The sequence below is a fragment of the Micromonospora sp. DT229 genome, assembly GCF_049844505.1.
In the GTDB taxonomy this organism is placed as follows: domain Bacteria; phylum Actinomycetota; class Actinomycetes; order Mycobacteriales; family Micromonosporaceae; genus Micromonospora.
On sequence record NZ_JBNCLD010000022.1, the window covers coordinates 1 to 19942 of the forward strand.

General features: G+C 70.4%; 18 protein-coding genes and 1 pseudogene. 7 read left to right on the forward strand and 12 right to left on the reverse strand.

The features are described 5' to 3' along the window. Positions 1-129: 129 nt before the first annotated feature. The 9 genes and pseudogenes from ACLQ2T_RS25470 to ACLQ2T_RS25510 form a co-directional block, all read right to left on the reverse strand. Positions 130-540: pseudogene (locus ACLQ2T_RS25470) on the reverse strand (lysine transporter LysE); the annotation flags it as partial. Between the two features lie 230 nt (positions 541-770). Next, positions 771-1214: a metal-sulfur cluster assembly factor gene (locus tag ACLQ2T_RS25475; RefSeq protein ID WP_425768886.1), complete on the reverse strand. Its 444-nt coding sequence runs from the start codon at positions 1212-1214 to the stop codon at positions 771-773. Continuing rightward, positions 1211-1687, reverse strand: a complete 477-nt coding sequence (gene sufU, locus ACLQ2T_RS25480) for a Fe-S cluster assembly sulfur transfer protein SufU (protein WP_425768887.1) — start codon at positions 1685-1687, stop codon at positions 1211-1213. The genes ACLQ2T_RS25475 and sufU overlap by 4 nt, the downstream gene beginning before the upstream one ends. After that, positions 1687-2991, reverse strand: a complete 1305-nt coding sequence (locus ACLQ2T_RS25485) for a cysteine desulfurase (RefSeq protein ID WP_425768888.1) — start codon at positions 2989-2991, stop codon at positions 1687-1689. Before ACLQ2T_RS25485 ends, sufU begins: the two co-directional genes overlap by 1 nt. Before the next feature lie 26 nt (positions 2992-3017). Then, positions 3018-3791 carry a Fe-S cluster assembly ATPase SufC gene (gene sufC / locus ACLQ2T_RS25490; RefSeq protein ID WP_327024995.1) on the reverse strand — a complete coding sequence of 258 codons (774 nt, stop codon included), beginning with the start codon at positions 3789-3791 and terminating at the stop codon, positions 3018-3020. Beyond that, the gene (locus tag ACLQ2T_RS25495) at positions 3791-4117 is read right to left on the reverse strand and encodes a non-heme iron oxygenase ferredoxin subunit (RefSeq protein WP_425768889.1); all 327 of its coding nucleotides are present in this window, start codon (positions 4115-4117) and stop codon (positions 3791-3793) included. Before ACLQ2T_RS25495 ends, sufC begins: the two co-directional genes overlap by 1 nt. Further along, the gene (gene sufD / locus ACLQ2T_RS25500; RefSeq protein ID WP_425768890.1) at positions 4117-5259 is read right to left on the reverse strand and encodes a Fe-S cluster assembly protein SufD; all 1143 of its coding nucleotides are present in this window, start codon (positions 5257-5259) and stop codon (positions 4117-4119) included. The genes ACLQ2T_RS25495 and sufD overlap by 1 nt, the downstream gene beginning before the upstream one ends. Positions 5260-5336: 77 nt before the next feature. Next, positions 5337-6767: a Fe-S cluster assembly protein SufB gene (sufB, locus tag ACLQ2T_RS25505; RefSeq protein WP_425768891.1), complete on the reverse strand. Its 1431-nt coding sequence runs from the start codon at positions 6765-6767 to the stop codon at positions 5337-5339. Continuing rightward, a complete protein-coding gene (locus tag ACLQ2T_RS25510; protein WP_425768892.1) occupies positions 6764-7555 on the reverse strand; it encodes a helix-turn-helix transcriptional regulator in 792 nt (263 codons plus the stop codon). The genes sufB and ACLQ2T_RS25510 overlap by 4 nt, the downstream gene beginning before the upstream one ends. Before the next feature lie 97 nt (positions 7556-7652). On the opposite strand from ACLQ2T_RS25510, the gene ACLQ2T_RS25515 reads away from it, so the two are divergent. Next, positions 7653-8636: a COX15/CtaA family protein gene (locus ACLQ2T_RS25515; RefSeq protein ID WP_425768893.1), complete on the forward strand. Its 984-nt coding sequence runs from the start codon at positions 7653-7655 to the stop codon at positions 8634-8636. A gap of 169 nt (positions 8637-8805) precedes the next feature. On the opposite strand, the gene ACLQ2T_RS25520 is transcribed toward ACLQ2T_RS25515, so the two are convergent. From ACLQ2T_RS25520 to ACLQ2T_RS25530, 3 genes are all read right to left on the reverse strand, one after another. After that, entirely contained in the window at positions 8806-9729 is a 924-nt protein-coding gene (locus ACLQ2T_RS25520; protein ID WP_425768894.1) for an ATP-grasp domain-containing protein, read from the reverse strand. A gap of 6 nt (positions 9730-9735) precedes the next feature. Continuing rightward, positions 9736-10071, reverse strand: coding sequence for a hypothetical protein (locus ACLQ2T_RS25525; RefSeq protein ID WP_425768895.1), 336 nt, complete (start codon positions 10069-10071; stop codon positions 9736-9738). 256 nt (positions 10072-10327) lie between these two features. Further along, complete coding sequence (locus tag ACLQ2T_RS25530; protein ID WP_425768896.1) at positions 10328-11284, reverse strand: heme o synthase; 957 nt, start codon at positions 11282-11284, stop codon at positions 10328-10330. Positions 11285-11564: 280 nt separating this feature from the next. Between ACLQ2T_RS25530 and tkt the strand changes: the two genes are divergently transcribed. From tkt to ACLQ2T_RS25560, 6 genes are all read left to right on the forward strand, one after another. Continuing rightward, a complete protein-coding gene (gene tkt / locus ACLQ2T_RS25535; protein WP_425768897.1) occupies positions 11565-13703 on the forward strand; it encodes a transketolase in 2139 nt (712 codons plus the stop codon). A gap of 17 nt (positions 13704-13720) precedes the next feature. After that, on the forward strand, positions 13721-14866 hold the full coding sequence (tal, locus tag ACLQ2T_RS25540) for a transaldolase (RefSeq protein WP_425768898.1): 1146 nt from the start codon (positions 13721-13723) through the stop codon (positions 14864-14866). A gap of 300 nt (positions 14867-15166) precedes the next feature. Next, positions 15167-16681 carry a glucose-6-phosphate dehydrogenase gene (gene zwf, locus ACLQ2T_RS25545; protein ID WP_425768899.1) on the forward strand — a complete coding sequence of 505 codons (1515 nt, stop codon included), beginning with the start codon at positions 15167-15169 and terminating at the stop codon, positions 16679-16681. Positions 16682-16712: 31 nt separating this feature from the next. Beyond that, a complete protein-coding gene (locus ACLQ2T_RS25550) occupies positions 16713-17729 on the forward strand; it encodes a glucose-6-phosphate dehydrogenase assembly protein OpcA (protein WP_425768900.1) in 1017 nt (338 codons plus the stop codon). Positions 17730-17787: 58 nt separating this feature from the next. Beyond that, positions 17788-18552 (forward strand): 6-phosphogluconolactonase, encoded by a 765-nt coding sequence (pgl, locus tag ACLQ2T_RS25555; RefSeq protein WP_425768901.1) that lies wholly within the window; start codon positions 17788-17790, stop codon positions 18550-18552. A 185-nt stretch (positions 18553-18737) separates the two neighbouring features. After that, complete coding sequence (locus tag ACLQ2T_RS25560; protein ID WP_425768902.1) at positions 18738-19940, forward strand: ATP-grasp domain-containing protein; 1203 nt, start codon at positions 18738-18740, stop codon at positions 19938-19940. The last annotated feature ends 2 nt before the right edge of the window (positions 19941-19942 follow it).

Sequence of the window (19942 nt, forward strand, 5' to 3'; positions counted from 1 at the left end):
GGATCAACCGCTCGTCCACAGTAGAAAAGATCTACCAGACCAGGCCGCCCAACCGCCACCCGAGACACGCTCTTAGTGTCCATTCAGCAGCATGGCGACAGCGAGCGCGGCGATGATGACGCTTGATGACAGCGCCGTGAAGTAGACGACGGTGGCCGGATTGAGCAGGGTCAGCGCGAGGATCCCGGCGAACGCCCGGATCGGGGTGTCCAGGTCCCGTCTCACAGCCCGGCCGGTGCCCGCTTCCTGGCCCGCCGAGCCGCGCGGCCGCAGCGCCCGCCACGCCCCCGGCCAGGCCCAACAACACCGCCGCCGCGACCAGCCGCAGCGGCGTGGCGAACGGTGCCAGCCAACCGGCGACCACGGCCCGCCGAACGCCGCCACCCCGGCATAGATCCTGTCGGCGGCGGACGCACCGACCCGGAACGAGGTCCGCGCGGCGAGCCCGAGGATGAGTACGGCGATCGCGCCGACGGGAATGGCCACACCGTAGCCGGCGACCAGGCCGGCCAGGAATGCGCCGGTCACGACGGTCGACAGGGGATCGAGACGCAACGTGCCGAGTTCTGCTGCCGACCCGCGACGACGGTCACGGTGACAGGGGACGGCTCAATCGGAAGCGCCTCGCACACACACATGATCTTGCACGAGGCCGCCGCCTCACGCCAGCGGTTGACGTCCGGCGAATCCTGGGCTGACCTCGGTAAACCCACGCAGAAGACGCCCGGAGCACCGGCCGTGGCCGGGCTCCGGGCGCCTGGATATCCGCGTCAGACGTTGAAGCCGAGGGAGCGGAGCTGATCCCGACCCTCGTCGGTGATCTTGTCCGGTCCCCACGGCGGCAGCCAGACCCAGTTGATCCGGATGTCGTTGACCAGGCCGCCACCCGGGCCGGTGGTCAGCGCCTGGCGGGCCTGGTCCTCGATCACGTCGGTGAGCGGGCAGGCCGCCGACGTCAGCGTCATGTCCAGGGTGGCCACGTTCTCGTCGTCGACGTGCACCCCGTACACCAGGCCGAGGTCGACCACGTTGATGCCCAACTCCGGGTCGACGACGTCCTTCATCGCCTCCTCGACGTCGGCCACGACGGCCTTGCCGCGCGCTGCCGACGTCACCGCACCGGCGGCGGGCGTCGCCGACGCATCGATGGCCGGCGTCGCCGCGCTGTCGGTCGCCACGGCGCCCGACTCCGGCGTGCTGGTTTCCTCGGTCATGCCTTCACCTCCGTCGGGCTCGCGCCCACACCGGCGCGTGCCGCGGCGTCCTTGAACGCCATCCACGGCAACAACGCGCACTTGACCCGGGCGGGATAGCGGGCGACACCCTCGAACGCCACCCCGTCGCCGAGCACCTCCTCGTCCGGCGTGACCTGGCCACGGCCGGACATCAGCGCCACGAACGCCTCGTGCACCTGGAACGCCGCCGCCGCCTCCCGGCCGGTCAACAGCTCGTGCAGCACGCTGGCCGACGCCTGGCTGATCGAGCAGCCCATGCCGTCGTACGACACGTCGTGCAGCACCTCGCCGTCGGTGGCCACCCGGACGGTCACCTCGTCACCGCAGGTGGGGTTGACGTGGTGCGCCTCGGCCACCCGGTCGGTCGGCTCGACGGGGTCGCGCAACCCGCGCCCCTGCGGGTGCTTGTAGTGATCCAGGATGATCTCCTGGTAGAGCGATTCAAGCTGCATCAGCCGAATACCTTCCGCACCTTCTCCAGGCCCGCCACCAGGGCGTCGATCTCCTCGGTGGTGGTGTAGAGGTAGAACGAGGCCCGGGTCATCGCCGGCACCCCGAAGCGGGTGCAGACCGGCCGGGCGCAGTGGTGGCCCACCCGCACCTGCACACCCAGGGAGTCGAGCACCTGCCCGACGTCGTGCGGATGCACGTCGCCGAGGGCGAAGGAGATCGTGCCACCCCGGCCGACCGGCACGTCCGGGCCGAAGATCCGCAGGCCGGGCACGCTACCCAGAGCATCCAGGGCGTACGCGGTCAACTGCTTCTCGTGCCACTGGATCGCCCGCATGTCGAGCGCGGTGAGGTAGTCCACGGCCGCACCCAGGGCGACCGCCTCGGCGATCGGCGGGGTGCCCGCCTCGAACCGGGTCGGCGGCGCGGCGAACGTCGAGCCGGCCAAGCTCACCGTCTCGATCATCGAACCGCCGCCGAACACCGGCGGCATCGCGGCGAGCAGTTCGCCCCGCCCCCACAACACCCCGATGCCGGTCGGGCCGCACATCTTGTGCCCGGTGAAGACGATGAAGTCCGCGTCCAGGTCGACCACGTCGATCGGCATGTGCGGCACGGACTGCGAGCAGTCCCACAGCAGCAGCGCGCCCACCTCGCGGACCCGCTCGGTGATCCGCGCGGTGGCGTTGACCGTGCCGAGGATGTTGGACATGTGCACCAGCGAGACGATCTTCGTCCGCTCGGTGACCAGCTCCGTCAACCCCGACTCGTCCAGCCGACCCTGCTCGGTGACCGGGAACCAGCGCAGGGTCGCACCGGTCCGTTCGGCCAGCAACTGCCACGGCACGATGTTCGAGTGGTGCTCCATCTCGGAGATGACGATCTCGTCACCGGGCCCGAGCCGGAACCGCTCGTCGGCGTCCGCGCGCAGCGAGGCGTTGGAGAAGGCGTACGCCACGATGTTGATCGCCTCGGTGGAGTTCTTGGTGAACACCACCTCGTCGACGCTGGGCGCGTTGATGAAGCCGGCCACCTTCGCCCGCGCCGCCTCGTACCCCTCGGTGGCCTCGGTGCCCAGGGTGTGCACCGACCGGGACACGTTGGCGTTGTGCCGCTCGTAGTGCTCGCGCAGGGCGTCGAGCACCTGGCGCGGCTTGTGCGAGGTGTTGGCGCTGTCCAGGTAGACCAGCGGGTGGCCGTTGACCTGCCGCCCCAGGATCGGGAAGTCGGCACGTACCGCCGCCACGTCGTAGCGCGGCAGGTCGTCGTACTGCGGCATCCCCGGCGGGATCGCGATGGTGGTCATCGTCGTGACCAGCCTTTCCTTGGGACTCAGGCCCGCGCCGAACCGGCCCCGGCCGCGTACCGCTCGTAGCCTTCTTCCTCGAGCTTGTCGGCCAGCTCCGGGCCGCCCTGCTCGACGATCCGACCGGCCACGAAGACGTGCACGAAGTCCGGCTTGATGTAGCGCAGGATCCGGGTGTAGTGGGTGATCAGCAGCAGGCCGGTGTCACCGGTGTCGCGCACCCGGTTCACCCCCTCGCTGACCACCCGCAGGGCGTCCACGTCCAGGCCGGAGTCGGTCTCGTCGAGGATGGCGATCTTCGGCTTGAGCAGCTCCAGCTGCACGATCTCGTGCCGCTTCTTCTCACCGCCGGAGAAGCCCTCGTTGACGTTGCGCTGGGCGAAGGCCGTGTCCATGTGCAGCCGCTCCATCGCCCCGCGCAGCTCGGCACCCCAGGTACGCAGCTTCGGCGCCTCGCCGTCGATCGCGGTCTTGGCGGTACGCAGGAAGTTCGCCACCGACACGCCGGGCACCTCGACCGGGTACTGCATGGCCAGGAAGAGACCGGCCCGGGCCCGCTCGTCGACGGAGAGTTCCAGCACGTCGACACCGTCGAGGGTCACCGAACCGCCGGTGATCTCGTACTTCGGGTGCCCGGCGATCGAGTACGCCAGGGTCGACTTGCCGGAGCCGTTCGGGCCCATGATGGCGTGGGTCTCACCGGAGCGGACGGTCAGGTCGACACCGGCCAGGATCGGCTTGAGCTCACCCTCGGGCAGCTTGACCGATACCTGCAGGTCACGGATCTCCAGGGTGCTCATTATCGGGTCACTCCATTGCTCGGCGTCAGGCTGACGTAGATGTCGCCGTCGCGGACTTCGACGGGGTAGACAGGGACGGGTTCGGTCGCGGGCAGGCCGGTCGGCTCGCCGGTACGCAGGTCGAAGCGGGAGCCGTGCAGCCAGCACTCCAGCGTGCAGCCCTCCACCTCACCCTCGGAGAGCGCCACGGCGGCGTGCGAGCACTCGTCGTGCACGGCGTAGAACCGGTCGTCCTCGCCGTGCACCAGCGCGATCTGGGTGCCCTCGACGTCCGCGCTGATCACGGTGCCCTTCGGCAGGTCCTCGACCGCACAGATCCGGATCATCAGGCGCCCGCCTTGGACAGCCGCGCCTCGATGGTCTCCCCCAGCCGCTCGCGCAGCTCCTCCACCGGGATCTTGTTGAGCAGCTCGGCGAAGAAGCCCCGCACCACCAGGCGACGGGCCTCGGCCTCCGGGATGCCCCGGGCCATCAGGTAGAACAGCTGCTCGTCGTCGAAGCGGCCGGTGGCGCTGGCGTGACCGGCGCCGGCGATCTCGCCGGTCTCGATCTCCAGATTTGGTACGGAGTCCGCCCGGGCGCCGTCGCTGAGCAGCAGGTTCCGGTTGATCTCGTACGTGTCGGTGCCGGTCGCCTCGGCCCGGATCAGCACGTCACCCACCCAGACCGTACGGGCGCTGGCACCCTGCAACGCGCCCCGGTAGCCGACGTAGCTGCGGCAGTCCGGCACGGTGTGGTCGACCAGCTGACGGTGCTCCTGGTGCTGACCGGAGTCGGCGAAGTAGACGCCGTACAGCTCGGCCTCACCACCCCGGTCGGTGTACTCCACCGTGGTGTACTGCCGGACCAGGTCACCGCCGAGGGTGACCTGCACGTGCTGCACCCGGGCGTCGCGGCCCAGCTTCACCTTCAGGTGCTGGGCCTGCACGGCGTCGTCGGCCCAGTCGGCGACCGTGATCAGGGTCAGCTTCGCCCCGTCCCCGACGGTCACCTCGACGTTGTCGGCCAGGGTCGCCGAGCCCACGTGCTCCAGCACCAGGATCGCCTCGGCGAACCGGCCCACCTCGACGAAGGTGTGCCCGAAGGCCACCCCCTCGCTGCCCTCGCCGACCACCCGCAGCAGAGCCGGACCGCTGACCACCGCGTCCTGGGCAACCCGGACCAGCAGCGCCTGCTCGGCACCGCCGTAGGCCAACGCGCTGACCCGGTCGAAGGGGGTGAGCACGCTACCGACCCGGGGGTCGTCGCGGCCGATCCGCTCCACCAGCACACCCTCGGGCAGGTCGGCGTACTCGTGCCGGACCGTGCCGGTGGCGACCCGGTCGTCGCCGACCAGAGCGCGCAGCCGCTTGAGCGGGGTGAAGCGCCACTCCTCCTCCAGGCCGGTCAGGGCCGGGAAGTCGGCGACGTCGTACGAGCGCAGCGCCTGCGACTTGGTGGTCGGCGGCGCGGAAGCCTGGATAGTCATCTCGTCCTTGGTCTGTTCTTGCGACGACGGTCTGGTGCTGGGTTGGCGGGCCGGGCTTACCGGCCCGCCGGGCGGGGTCAGCCGACCGCGCCCTCCATCTGCAGCTCGATCAGGCGGTTGAGCTCCAGGGCGTACTCCATCGGCAGTTCCTTGGCGATCGGCTCGATGAAGCCACGCACGATCATCGCCATCGCCTCGTCCTCGCTCAGGCCCCGGCTCATCAGGTAGAAGAGCTGGTCCTCGCTGACCTTGGAGACGGTGGCCTCGTGCCCCATGGAGACGTCGTCCTCACGGATGTCGACGTACGGGTAGGTGTCCGAGCGGGAGATGGTGTCCACCAGCAGGGCGTCGCACTTGACCGTGCTGGCGCTGCTGTGCGAGCCCTCCAACACCTGCACCAGACCCCGGTACGAGGTCCGGCCGCCACCGCGGGCGATCGACTTCGACACGATGGTGCTGCTGGTGTGCGGTGCCGCGTGCACCATCTTGGCCCCGGCGTCCTGGTGCTGCCCCTCGCCGGCCATGGCCACCGAGAGCACCTCGCCCTTGGCGTGCTCGCCGGTCATGTAGACCGCCGGGTACTTCATGGTCACCTTGGAGCCGATGTTGCCGTCGATCCACTCCATGGTCGCGCCCTCGTGGCACACCGCGCGCTTGGTGACCAGGTTGTAGACGTTGTTCGACCAGTTCTGGATGGTGGTGTAGCGGCACCGGGCGTTCTTCTTGACGATGATCTCGACGACCGCGCTGTGCAGCGAGTCCGAGGAGTAGATCGGGGCGGTGCAGCCCTCGACGTAGTGCACGTAGGCACCCTCGTCGACGATGATCAGGGTCCGCTCGAACTGGCCCATGTTCTCGGTGTTGATCCGGAAGTAGGCCTGCAACGGGATCTCCACCTGCACGCCCTTCGGCACGTAGATGAACGAGCCACCGGACCACACGGAGGTGTTCAGGGCGGCGAACTTGTTGTCGCCGACCGGGATCACCGTGCCGAAGTACTCCTTGAAGATGTCCTCGTGCTCCTTGAGGGCGGTGTCGGTGTCCAGGAAGACGACACCCTGCTCCTCCAGGTCCTCACGGATCTTGTGGTAGACCACCTCGGACTCGTACTGCGCCGCCACACCGGCGACCAGCCGCTGCTTCTCCGCCTCCGGGATGCCCAGCCTGTCGTAGGTGTTCTTGATGTCCTCGGGCAGGTCCTCCCAGCTGGTGGCCTGCTTCTCGGTGGACCGGACGAAGTACTTGATGTTGTCGAAGTCGATCCCGGTGAGGTCGGCGCCCCAGGCCGGCATGGGCTTGCGCTCGAACAGCCGCAGGCCCTTCAGCCGCAGGTCGAGCATCCAGGCCGGCTCGTTCTTCTTGGCCGAGATGTCCCGCACCACCGCCTCGTTGAGACCACGCTGAGCCACAGCCCCGGCGACGTCCGGGTCGGCCCAGCCGTACTCGTAGTTGCCCAGGGCGGCGAGCTGCTCCTCCTGGGTCAGGGGCTGGACGATCTGCTCGGTCATCTATCTGTCCTCACAGTGGTGACGGTCATACCGGACTGGGCAGGCGGCGAGCCGGGAATGTGCGTGGTGCACACCCCGTCGCCGTGCGCGATGGTGGCCAGGCGTTGCACGTGCGTGCCGACCAGGCGGGAGATCACCGTGGTCTCGGCCTCGCACAGCGCGGGGAACTCGGCGGCCACGTGTGCCACCGGGCAGTGGTGCTGGCAGAGCTGGCCGCCGGAGGCGATCGTGGACGCACTGGCAGCGTAACCCTCGGCGGTCAGTGCGGCGGCGAGTGCCTCCGCGCGAGCCATCGGGTCGTCCCCGGCGTCGGCCAGGGCCGCGTGGCAGCGGGCCTCCAGGGCGGCCACCTGCTCGGCGGCGAACTGCTCCACCGCGCGTGGGCCACCGGTGCGCGCGATCCAGCGCAGCGCGGCGGTGGCCATGTTGTCGTAGTGGTGGGTGCCACAGCGACTACGGGCGGCATCGGTCAGCAGGAAGACCTTGGCCGGTCGGCCCCGCCCCCGGTGACCGCGTACCGTCTGCTCCCGGGCGACCACGTCGCCGTCGGCGAGCATCGCGTCGAGGTGCCGGCGGATCGCCGCCGGGCTGAGCCCCAGCGCGCCGCCCAGTTGGGCGGCGGTGGCGGCCCGGCGCTCCAGCAGCAGCTGGGTGACCCGGTCGCGGGTCGACAGGTCGGCGCTCGAAGCGCCCTCGGCGACCGGCCGGGCGGGGGCGGGCGGCAGCGTACGACCGGCGGCCGAATCGCCCGCCGGCTGGTACTCAGGGAGCCCTGCCGCCTTTTTCACAACGCCCACGTTACGTAATTCAACCAGGCCCTGCAAACGGCGTACCGGTGATCCGAACCACCGATCCGGCGGAGTCACCCGATCGGGGACAACTACGGTGCGTAGGATTCGCTCCGTGAAGCCACCTGCCCGGTTCTCGGTCTCCACCACGCTGCTCCGCCGCCTGGCGTTCGCCAACATCGTCGCGAACGTGGTGATCGTCGTGACCGGCGGGGCGGTCCGGCTGACCGCCTCGGGCCTCGGCTGCCCCACCTGGCCCAGGTGCACCGATGATTCGTACACCACGACCGCCGAGATGGGCGTGCACGGGGTGATCGAATTCGGCAACCGGCTGCTCACCTTCGTCCTGGTGGCGATCGCCGGTGCCACCCTGCTGGCCGTCCTGGCACACCGCCCGCGTCGACGGGGTGCGCTACCGCTGGCGCTGGGCGTCGTGCTGGGCATCGTGGCGCAGGCCGTGATCGGCGGCATCACCGTACGCACCCAACTGCACCCCTCGATCGTCGGCATCCACTTCGTGGTCTCGATGCTGCTGCTGCTCGTCTCGTACGCCCTGTGGCGGCAGGTGCGCGAACCCGACGGCCCGAAGGTCGCCCTGGTTCCCCCGGCGCTGCGGACCCTGACCTGGATCACGGTGCTGGTCAGTGCGGCGGTGATCATCGTCGGGGTGCTGGTCACCGGCAGCGGCCCGCACGCCGGTGACGCCGACGCGGTCCGCAACGGGCTGGACCCGCAGACCATCTCCCAGGTACACGCCGACCTGGTCTTCCTGCTGATCGGCCTGACCGTCGGCCTGTGGCTGGCGCTGCGTGCCCTCGGCGCCCCGGCCGGGACGGTACGGGCCGCCCGCACCCTGCTGGTGGTCGAGCTGGCCCAAGGCGTGATCGGCTTCGTGCAGTACTTCGCCAACCTGCCGGTGCTGCTGGTCGGCGCCCACATGCTCGGCTCCTGCCTGGTCTGGCTGGCCACCCTGTCGGTGCTCTGGTCGATCCGGGAACGTCGCCCGGTCGACCCCGGCACCACCGCCCCGCACACCCGGACCGGCACGCGGACCCAGGAACCGGTCGCCACCCACGCCTGACCCGCCCCAGCGCCGCACGCCCCACACCACCCGAAGGGCCCGCCGACCCGAAGCCGGGAACTCCAAGATCACGCTCGATGCCGGATCGAGTGGCTTCGGTCGCGAGGAAGGCCACTCGATCCGGGATCGTGTCAGCCCAGCTCCGCGGCGACGGCGTCGGCGGTGCGGGTCAGGCGGCGGTGCGGGTCAGGTGGAGGTGGATGGCCTCGGCGAGGCGGTCCGGGGCACCCTCGGCGTAGCCGAGGAACAGGGCGGGCTCGGTCAGCTCCAGCTCCACGAGCACGGGGTCACCCTCCGGGCCGGGAATCAGGTCCACCCGGGCGTAGAGCAGGCGGTCCGACCCGCCGGGCAGCGCGGCCAGCGTCCGCTCCGCCACTACGAGCTGGTCCCCGGTGGCGGTCCGCGGATCGATCTCCTCGGCCTTGTACAGCCCCTCCGTACCCAGGTCGGGGCCGGTGAGCATCGGCCCCTTGCGGATGGCGTGGCTGAACGTCAGCCCCTGCGGACCGGCGAAGTAGAGCAGGGCGGTCTCCCCCACGGTGTCCACCGCACTCAGGTACGGCTGGATCATGGTGATCCGGCCTGCGGCGCCGAGCCGACGGACGTGCGCCACGGCCAGTTCCCGGTGCTCCGGATCGGCAAGGTCGTAGCGGCCGGTGTCCTGGCTGCCGGCACTGACCGAGGGCTTGATGACGTACCCGCCTTCGTCGGCGGGAGGTTGCCAGTCCTCGCCGGGCAGCACCCAGCTGGTGGGCACGGTGGGCACCCCGGCGGCGGAGAGCTCGTCCAGGTAACGCTTGTCGGTGTTCCACCGCACCACCTCGGCCGGGTTGGCCAGGCGGGGCACCCCGGCGGCCCAGGCGACGAACTGGGCGTGGCGGAACGTGTAGTCCCAGGGCGAGCGGAGCACGACCAGGTCGTACCCGGCCCAGTCGACGGTTGGGTCGTCCCAGACGGCCGGTTCGGCGGTGATGCCGCGCTCGGCCAACGGGGCGATCACGAGGCGATCGTCCGCTTCGAGGTCGATGAATTCGGTGCAGGTGACGAGAGCGACCCGGGGTTCCCCCCGGGTCGACTGGTGGTGGTCGGTCAACTTATCTCAACGGGCCATCGTGCGTCGGGCCATCGATCGCCAGAGGTCGTTGCTCGGGCGCATCTGGTCCATCAGTTCCCGCTCCCAGGCGTTCTCCACGGCTACCCCGGCCTGCGCGCAGGCCTCCCGGGCGACGACCGTGTCCTGTGCGAACTGGTCGCCCCACGCACCGTCCGAACCCACCAGGACGATCCGTGCGCCGCGCTTGCCGACGTACTCGATGACCGCCTTCGCCCCACCGTGTCCGGTGGCGAACGACTTGATGCCCGCGACCAGCCCGTTGGGGGCCGACCCGGAGGAGGTCTGATCAGCCGTCAGCGTCGTATCGGAACCATCTGCCATACCGCGAAGCCTAAGCAGACATGGGGCCGTACGCAGGAGAACCGTAAGCGTTTTGTGATACCGATAACGCCGAGGTTTACCCAGGCAGCGATGCCTTTTGCCCGTATTTACCCGGACCAAAGCGGCCACACCGGTCGGCCAGACCGGGGTCAATGGCCCAGATCACCCGGGTCACCCGACGAACCTGATGTGTTGACAATTCCGACAACCGAGCCATCGGCGGCCACCCTTGACGAGAGGGCCCCGGCGTTACACCTCAGAGGAGGGCGTCGAGGGCAGCGGCGGCGAAGACGATGGTCAGGTAGGTCGTGGACCAGTGGAACAGCCGCATCGGCTTGACCGGCTCGCCCCGCCGGGCCCGACCGGCCAACTTGTGCGCCTCGATGATGAAGATCGCGCCCACCACCGCGGCCGGCACCCCGTACACCGGGCTCAGACCCAGCGCCCAGACGGCCAGCGAGGAGAGCACCGTCAACCAGGCGAAGAAGACGATCTCGGCGTTCACCCGGCGGACGGAGGCCACCACCGGCAGCATCGGGATGCCGGCGCGGGCGTAGTCGTCCTTGTACTTCATCGCCAGCGGGTAGAAGTGCGGCATCTGCCAGAAGAAGACCACCGCGAACAGACCCCAGGCGACCGGGGACAGGGTGCCGGTCACGGCCGCCCAGCCGATCAGCACCGGGGCGGCCCCACACGCTCCGCCCCAGAAGGTGTTCGCGGCCGTGGTCCGCTTGAGCCACAGGGTGTAGACCAGGTCGTAGTAGACGATCGCGGCCAGGGTCAGCCCGGCGGCCAGCAGGTTGGTGAAGGCCGCCATCAAGACGATCGAGACCACCGCCAGCACCAGACCGAAGATCAGGGCGTTACGCGGCGTCACCGTGTGGGCGGGCAGCGGGCGGCGCTTGGTCCGCCGCATCACCTGGTCGATGTCGCGGTCGATGTAGCAGTTGAGCACGCTGGCCGCCCCGGCGGCGAGCGAGCCACCGACGAGCACCACCGCCATCAGCCACAGCGAGGGCAGACCGCCGTGCGCGAGCATCATCGCCGGCACGGTGGTCACCAGCAGCAGTTCGACGATGCGCGGCTTGGTCAGCGACACGTACGCGGCCACCACCGCCCGCACCTCGTGCGAGCGGGCCGGCGACTCCTCCGCCGAGCGCACCGGCGACTCCCCGGCAGGGTCACTGACCGGGCGCTCGGTGATCATGCTCACGGATTGCCACCTTCCGGCGTGGGCAGGGGAGGTCGGGACGGTCGGACCCAGCGGATCGACATACAACCGCCCCACACACTACGCGCTGTCGTTTTGGCTGCCCGGGCGACCCGGCAACGGTGCCAACCGTCACACCGACGGTGGATCCGCGCAGCTGAACCCGGCGACCGACCGGAACCGTACAGACCAGCATGTTGAGATCCTCGGGCGCACGTTTAGGCACGCTCGATAGGGTCACCAGTGAGGGTTCCGCCCAACTCGCCGAGGAGCACTAACCACCGTGGCTGCCAAACGACCCGAGCACCCCGCATTTGACTGGTCCGACCTCGACCGCCGCGCCGTGGACACCGTCCGCGTGCTGGCCATGGACGCCGTGGAGAAATCCGGCAACGGCCACCCCGGTACGGCGATGAGTCTCGCCCCCGCGGCATACCTGTTGTTCAACCGGGTCATGCGGCACAACCCGGCCGACCCGTCGTGGCCCGGTCGGGACCGCTTCGTGCTGTCCGCCGGTCACTCCAGCCTGACGCTCTACATCCAGCTCTTCCTGGCCGGCTACCCGCTCAGCCTGAGCGACCTGAAGTCGCTGCGGCAGTGGGGCTCGCTCACCCCGGGGCACCCCGAGCACGGGCACACCCCGGGTGTGGAGACCACCACCGGCCCGCTCGGGCAGGGCATGGGCAACGCCGTCGGCATGGCCATGGCGGCCCGCCGCGAGCGCGGTCTGTTCGACCCCGAGACCGAGCCCGGCGAGTCCGTGTTCGACCACCACATCTGGTGCATCGCCTCCGACGGTGACATCGAGGAGGGCATCAGCCACGAGGCCAGCGCCCTGGCCGGGCACCAGCAGCTGGGCAACCTCTGCGTGATCTACGACGACAACGAGATCTCGATCGAGGACGACACCCGGATCGCGATGAGCGAGGACGTGGCGGCCCGCTACGCGGCGTACGGCTGGCACGTGCAGACGGTCGACTGGCGCAGCGGTGACGCCGACCAGGGCGACTACCACGAGAACGTCGAGGAGCTGTACGCGGCGCTGCTGGCCGCCAAGGCGGAGACCAGCCGCCCCTCGTTCATCGCCCTGCGCACCATCATCGGCTGGCCGGCGCCGAACAAGCAGAACACCGGCAAGATCCACGGCTCGGCGCTGGGTGCCGACGAGGTGGCCGCCACCAAGAAGGTCCTCGGCTTCGACCCGGCCGTCTCGTTCGAGGTGGCCGAGGAGGTGCTGGCCCACGCCCGGGGCGCCCTGCCCCGGGGCGAGGCCGCCCAGCAGGAGTGGTCCACCGCCTTCGGCGCCTGGTCCGAGGCCAACCCCGAGCGCCGCGCCCTGTACGACCGGCTGGCCGCCCGGGCCCTGCCGGAGGGCTGGACGGAGGTCCTGCCGGAGTTCCCGGCCGACGCCAAGGGGGTGGCCACCCGGGCCGCCTCCGGCAAGGTGCTGGGCGCCCTGGCCCCGGTGCTGCCCGAGCTGTGGGGCGGCTCCGCCGACCTGGCGGAGAGCAACAACACCACGATGAAGGGCGAGCCCTCCTTCGTGCCCAGCCAGTACGCCACCAAGGAGTTCCCCGGCCACGAGTACGGCCGCACGCTGCACTTCGGCATCCGTGAGCACGCCATGGGCGCGATCCTCAACGGCATCGCCCTGCACGGTGGCACCCGCCCGTACGGCGGCACCTTCCTGGTGTTCAGCGACTACATGCGGCCCTCCGTACGGCTGGCCGCGCTGATGAAGCTGCCGGTGGTCTACGTCTGGACGCACGACTCGATCGGCCTCGGCGAGGACGGCCCGACCCACCAGCCGGTGGAGCATCTGACCGCGCTGCGCGCCATCCCCGGTCTGGACGTGGTCCGCCCGGCCGACGCCAACGAGACCGCCTGGGCGTGGCGGCAGGCCCTGGAGCACACCGACCGGCCGACCGCCCTGGCGTTGAGCCGTCAGCCGCTGCCGACCCTGGACCGTTCCCAGCTGGCCGGTGCCGAGGGGGTCGCCAAGGGCGGCTACGTGCTGGCCGAGGCGTCCAACGGCAAGCCGCAGGTGATCATCGTCGGCACCGGATCCGAGGTGCAGCTCTGCCTGACCGCCCGGGAGCGCCTGGAGGCCGACGGCACCCCCACCCGGGTGGTGTCGATGCCCTGCCAGGAGTGGTTCTACGAGCAGGACGAGGCCTACCGGGAGTCCGTGCTGCCGCGCGGGGTGAAGGCCCGGGTGAGCGTGGAGGCGGGCATCGGGATGTCCTGGCGCGGGATCGTCGGCGACTGCGGCGAGATCGTCAGCCTGGAGCACTACGGCGCCAGCGCCCCGCACTCGGTGCTGTTCGAGCAGTTCGGCTTCACCCCCGACCGGATCGTGGCCGCCGCGCACGCGGCGCTGACCCGGGCCGGGGACATCACCGGTTTCACCACCGGCAACTGAGGGGAGCGTTGGCGCACATGACTACCGACAGGCTGGGTGAGCTTTCCGCCGCGAAGGTGGCGGTCTGGCTCGACGACCTTTCTCGGGTACGACTGTCCTCCGGCGGGCTGGACCAGCTGCGCCGGGAGAAGCACGTGGTCGGGGTGACCACCAACCCGACGATCTTCGCCAAGGCGTTGAGCGACGCCGACACCTACGACGGGCAGCTGCGGGACCTGGCCGTGCGGGGGGTCGACGTCGAGGAGGCGGTCCGCATGCTCACCACGTACGACGTGCGGTGGGCCTGCGACGTGATGCGCCCGTCCTACGACGCCAGCGGCGGGGTCGACGGCCGGGTCTCCATCGAGGTGGACCCGCGGCTGGCTCACGAGGCGGAGCGCACCGTGGCCGAGGCCAAGGCGCTGTGGTGGCTGGTCGACCGGCCGAACCTGTTCATCAAGATCCCGGCGACCCAGGACGGCCTGCCGGCGATCACCGCCACCCTGGCCGAGGGGATCAGCGTCAACGTGACCCTGATCTTCGGGCTGGACCGCTACTCGCAGGTGATGGAGGCCTTCCTCGCCGGCATGGAGCAGGCCAAGGCCAACGGCCACGACCTGTCCAAGATCGCCTCGGTGGCCTCCTTCTTCGTCTCCCGGGTCGACACCGAGGTGGACAAGCGGCTGGAGAAGATCGGCTCGGAGGAGGCCAAGGCCCTGCGCGGCAAGGCCGCCGTGGCCAACGCCCGGCTGGCGTACGAGCGCTACAGCGAGGTCTTCGGCAGCGACCGCTGGCAGGCCCTGGCGGCGGCCGGGGCGCACCCGCAGCGCCCGCTGTGGGCCTCCACCTCGACGAAGAACCCGGACTACCGGGACGTCATCTACGTCGAGGAGCTGATCGCCCCCGGCACGGTCAACACCATGCCGGAGGCGGTCATCCACGCCTACGCCGAGCACGGCGAGACCCAGCCGGACACCGTCACCAACGCCTACGACGACGCCCGGCAGGTCTTCGAGCGGCTGGCCGCGGTCGGCGTCGACATGGCCGACGTGATCGAGGCCCTGGAACGGGAGGGCGTGGAGAAGTTCGAGGCCAGCTGGCAGGAACTGCTCGACGGGGTACGCAAGTCGCTGGTCGCCGCCGCGAAGGGCACCGGTCACCCGGGCGGCGCCGCCCAGGCGTAGGCGCCCCGGTCTCCCCGCGCCGCCGCCGATGACCGGTGGCGGCGCGGGTGATCCGGGGGCCCACGGTTGGGTAGCGTTCTTCAGGTAACCGGTACGGTCGATGTTGATCTGCCGGTGCCCGGTGAGCCGTATTCCTCTGGGAAGCTACCGGCGGCACAGGCCGGTGATCGGCGGGCCCAAGCCGGTCGGCGGGGCCCGCCGCGGTGACCGCGCCGGACCGACCGGTCGACGGGCCCGGCCCGGTCGGGGCCCTGTGGGCATGACGATGGACGATGTGGACGAGCGGAGCGAGGAGGCGGCGTGAACCCGCTGCGCGACCCGCAGGACCGGCGACTACCGCGGATCCCGGAGCCCTGCGCTCTGGTGATCTTCGGGGTGACCGGGGACCTGGCCCAGAAGAAGCTGCTGCCGGGCATCTACGACCTGGCCAACCGAGGGCTGCTGCCGCCCGGCTTCGTGGTCGTCGGGTTCGCCCGGCGTGACTGGGGCGACGGCGACTTCGCCTCGCTGGCCCGGGAGGCGGCCAAGAGCCACGCCCGCACCCCCTGGCGCGAGGAGGTCTGGTCGCGCCTGGAACACAACATCAAGTTCGTCGGTGGCTCGTTCGACGACGACGCGGCCTTCGACCGGCTCAACCAGTGTCTGGACGGTCTGCGCGACAGCCACGGCATCCACGGCAACGCGGCCTTCTACTTCTCCATCCCGCCGGCCGCCTTCCCGGTGGTGCTCAAGCAACTGGCCCGTACCGGCATGGCCGACAACGACAAGTGCGGCGGCTGGCGTCGGGTCGTGGTCGAGAAGCCCTTCGGGCACGACCTGCCCTCGGCGAAGGCCCTCAACGACCTGGTCGACGACGTGTTCACCCGGCGGGACGTGTTCCGCATCGACCACTACCTGGGCAAGGAGACCGTTCAGAACATCCTCGCCCTGCGCTTCGCCAACAGCCTCTTCGAGCCGCTGTGGAACTCGCAGTACGTCGACTCGGTGCAGATCACCATGGCCGAGGACGTCGGTATCGGCTCCCGGGCCGGTTTCTACGACTCCGTCGGCACCGCCCGGGACGTGTTGCAGAACCACCTGCTGCAACTGCTGGCCCTGGTGGCCATGGAGGAGCCGACCAGCTTCGACGCCGACGAGATCCGGGCCGAGAAGCTGAAGGTGCTCAAGGCGATCACCCTGCCCAAGGACGTCAGCGAGGGCACCGTACGCGGGCAGTACCTGCCCGGCTGGGTCGGTGGCCAACGCGCCAAGGGCTACCTGGAGGAGGACGGGGTTCCCCCCACCTCGACCACGGAGACCTACGTGGCCGTCCGGCTCGGCATCCAGAACCGCCGCTGGGCCGAGGTGCCCTTCTACATCCGGGCCGGCAAGCGGCTGCCCCGGCGGGTGACCGAGGTGGCGGTGATCTTCAAGCGGGCCCCCCACCTGCCGTTCAACACGACCGACATGGAGATGCTCGGCAACAACCAACTCGTCATCCGGGTCCAGCCGGACGAGGGGGTGGTGCTCAAGTTCGGGTCCAAGGTGCCGGGCACCACGATGGAGGTCCGGGACATCGCGATGGACTTCCAGTACGGCGAGGCCTTCACCGAGTCCAGCCCGGAGGCGTACGAGCGACTCGTGCTGGACGTGCTGATCGGTGACCGGACCCTGTTCCCGGACGCCGCCGAGGTCGAACAGAGCTGGGCCGTGGTGGACCCGCTGGAACACGCCTGGGAGGGCACCAAGCCCGAGTCCTACCGGGCCGGCGAGTGGGCTCCCCGCGCCGCCGACGAGATGCTGGCCCGCGAGGGTCGGGCCTGGCGGCGGGCGTGACCGGGCACCCCGAGCGAACCTGGAGGCTGCGTTGATCGGACTGTGGGACACCACCGGCAACGAGGTGGTCAAGGCGCTCGCCGCCGAGCGGCGCAGCGCCGGTGGGGTGGCCAGCGGCATGGCCCTGACCCTGATCGTGGTGGTCGACGAGAAACGGGTCCGCGACGCCGAGGCGGCGGCCACCATCGCCGCCGCCGCCCACCCGTGCCGACTGCTGGTGGTCGTCCGCTCCGACCTGGAACGGGACCGCAGTCGGCTGGACGCGGAGATCGTCGTCGGCGGGCGACTGGGCCCCTGCGAGGCCGTCGTCATGCGGATGTACGGACGGCTGGCGTTGCACGCCGAGTCGGTGGTGATGCCGCTGCTGGTGCCGGACGTACCCGTGGTGACCTGGTGGCACGGCGAGCCGCCGATGGAGATCGCCACCGACTTCCTGGGGGTGGTCGCCGATCGGCGGATCACCGACTCGGCCCAGGCCGCCGACCCGATCGAGGCGCTGCGGCAACGCGCCCGGGACTACGCTCCCGGCGACACCGACCTGGCCTGGACCCGGATCACCCCGTGGCGGGCCGTGGTGGCCGGAGCCTTCGACACCACGGAGGCCCAGCTGACCGAGGCGGCCGTCATCGCGCCGCCGAGCGACCCCACGGCCGCCCTGATGCGCGGCTGGTTGCGCAGCCGGTTGGGCATCAAGCCACGCTGGGAGCGGACCAGGGAGTTCCCCCGGATGCGTGAGGTGCAGTTGCGCTGCGCCGACGGCGACGAGCTGACCCTCACCCGGGACGACAACGTGGCCATCTTCCGGCGTACCGGCCAGGAGGACCGCATCCTGCCCCTGGTCCGTCGGCCCCTGGGCGACGAGTTGGCCGAGGAGTTGCGTCGACTCGGCCCCGACCAGGTGTACGCGGAGGCCCTGGGTGCCTTCGCCGGGCTGACCACCCTCGATCGTCGTCCCAGCCAGCGGGTGCACGTCTGGAAGGACCCGGCCACCGCGGAGCGGGCCGAGGCCGGGGTCACCGCACACACCTCGACGAGTACCCAATCCTGACCGTCCACCCCGCAAGAGGGCATTACACCGACCGCCGGTGCGGTCGTGGAAGGACACCATGAGCGAGGCGAGTGTCGCCGTACACGCCGATGCCGACCTGCTGGCCCAGGCGGTCGCGGCGCGGTTGGTGGTGAAGTTGCTCGACGCGCAGGCCGAGCGTGGGCAGGCGGCGGTGGTGCTGACCGGTGGGCGGATAGCCGCCGCCGTCTACCGGGCCGTCGCGGCCCTGCCCGCCAAGGACGCGGTGGACTGGTCTCGGGTCGACATCTGGTGGGGTGACGAACGGTTCCTGCCCGCCGGTGACCCGGAGCGCAACGAGACCCAGGCCCGGGCGGCGCTGCTCGACGCGGTGCCGGTGGCGCCGGAGCGGATCCATGCGATGCCGCCCTCGGACGCCGGTGCCGACCCGGAGGAGGCCGCCGCCCAGTACGCCGCCGAACTGGCCCGGGCCGCCCGACCCGGGACGGCCGTACTCCCCCACTTCGACGTGCTGATGCTCGGGGTCGGCGAGGACGGCCATGTCGCCTCGGTCTTCCCGGAGCATCCGGTGCACTACGAGAGCCGGCCGGTCAGCGCGGTGCGGGGCAGCCCCAAGCCGCCCCCGGTGCGGATCACCCTGACCCTGCCGGCGATCAACACGGCCGAGGAGGTCTGGTTGATCGCCAGCGGGGCCGACAAGGCCCACGCGGTCGGTATGGCCCTGGCCGGGGCCGGGCCGGTGCAGATCCCGGCCGCCGGGGTGCAGGGCACCAGCCGCACCCTGTGGCTGCTCGACCGGGCCGCCGCGGCCGACGTCCCCGCCCGCTTCCGCAGCCTCCGCTGAGGTCGCTGGTCAACACCGCATTCACCGAACTGGTACCAGCGACTGTCACCTAGCTGGTCTGGTTCTCGCCCCATCCTGGTCGAAGACTGTGCTCACCGGCTGAAGGCGAGCGTCGCTCGTCCACACCTGCCGGGACTCACGCCATCGGATCGCCACGCGGCGGAGCAGGCTCGGGAGGGGATACGGTGAAGGAACTGTTGCTGATCGGTGCCGGCTACATGGGCACCCCCTACCTCACGGCCGCCCGCCGCCTCGGGGTACGGGTCACCGTGCTCGAGTCGGCTCTGCACCGCGACCGGCTCGCCCCGCAGGCGGACCGCTTCATTCTCACCGAGGGCACCACCGAGGAGGACTGGGCGGCAGCGGCCACCGCCGCCGCCTACTCGTGTGAACCCGACGGGGTGCTGGGGTTCGCCGAACCGCAGGTCATCGCCGCCGCCCTGGTGCAGGACGCGCTCGACGTGCCCGGTCCGTCGCTGCACGCCGCCGTCGTCTCCCGGAACAAGGCGCTGCAACGTGGCTGTTTCGCGACAGCGGGGCTGTGCCAACCGAAGTACCTGATCGTGCCGGATGTCGAATCGGGCGTGAGCTGGGCGCGCAGCCGCTATCCGGTGATCGCCAAGCCACTGCACAGTAGCGGGAGCGCCGGTGTCGTCCAGGTGGCGGACGAACCCACGCTCGTCGCCCTGCTCCGATCCCGGTTGCCGCAGGAGAAGGTGCTGCTGGAGGAGTTCCTCCTCGGCGCGGAGTACAGCTGGGAAGCACTGGTCCGGGGCGGCGAGGTGATCTTCGCGAATGTCACCGCGAAGGAGACGACCGGCCCACCGGACTTCGTCGAGCTGGCGCACGTCGGTGGCGCGCGGTTGTCCGACGCCGACATGTTCACGGTGGACAGTCTGGGCCGTGGTGTCGTGACGGCGATGCGGATGCAGACCGGAATCGCGCACCTCGAATTCCGGATGACCGCGAACGGCCCGGCGATCGTCGAGGTCGCGGTGCGCACGCCGGGTGACTACATCATGGACGTCCTCGCGCTCACCCACCGGTTCGATCCGTACGCCGCGCTGATCGCCATGGCGCTGGATCTGCCGGTCACCCTGCCTTCGTCAGCGACGCCGGGGGCGCACGGCGCCAGTTGGTTCCCGCAGTTCCCGGCCGGTCGCGTCGCACGCGTCAACGGCCTGGACACCTTGCACACCCAGCCCTGGGTGGCCGACGTCAAGCTCAAGGTGCGGGCCGGCGACACGATCGCGCCGTACTCGTCGTCGGCGCAACGGGTGGGACACGTGCTGTTCCAGGCTCCCGATCTCGATGAGTTGACCTCGGCCATGGAGCTGGCCCGCAAAACGCTCACCGTGGATCTGGTCGACCAGCCGCAGGTCCGTTAGGG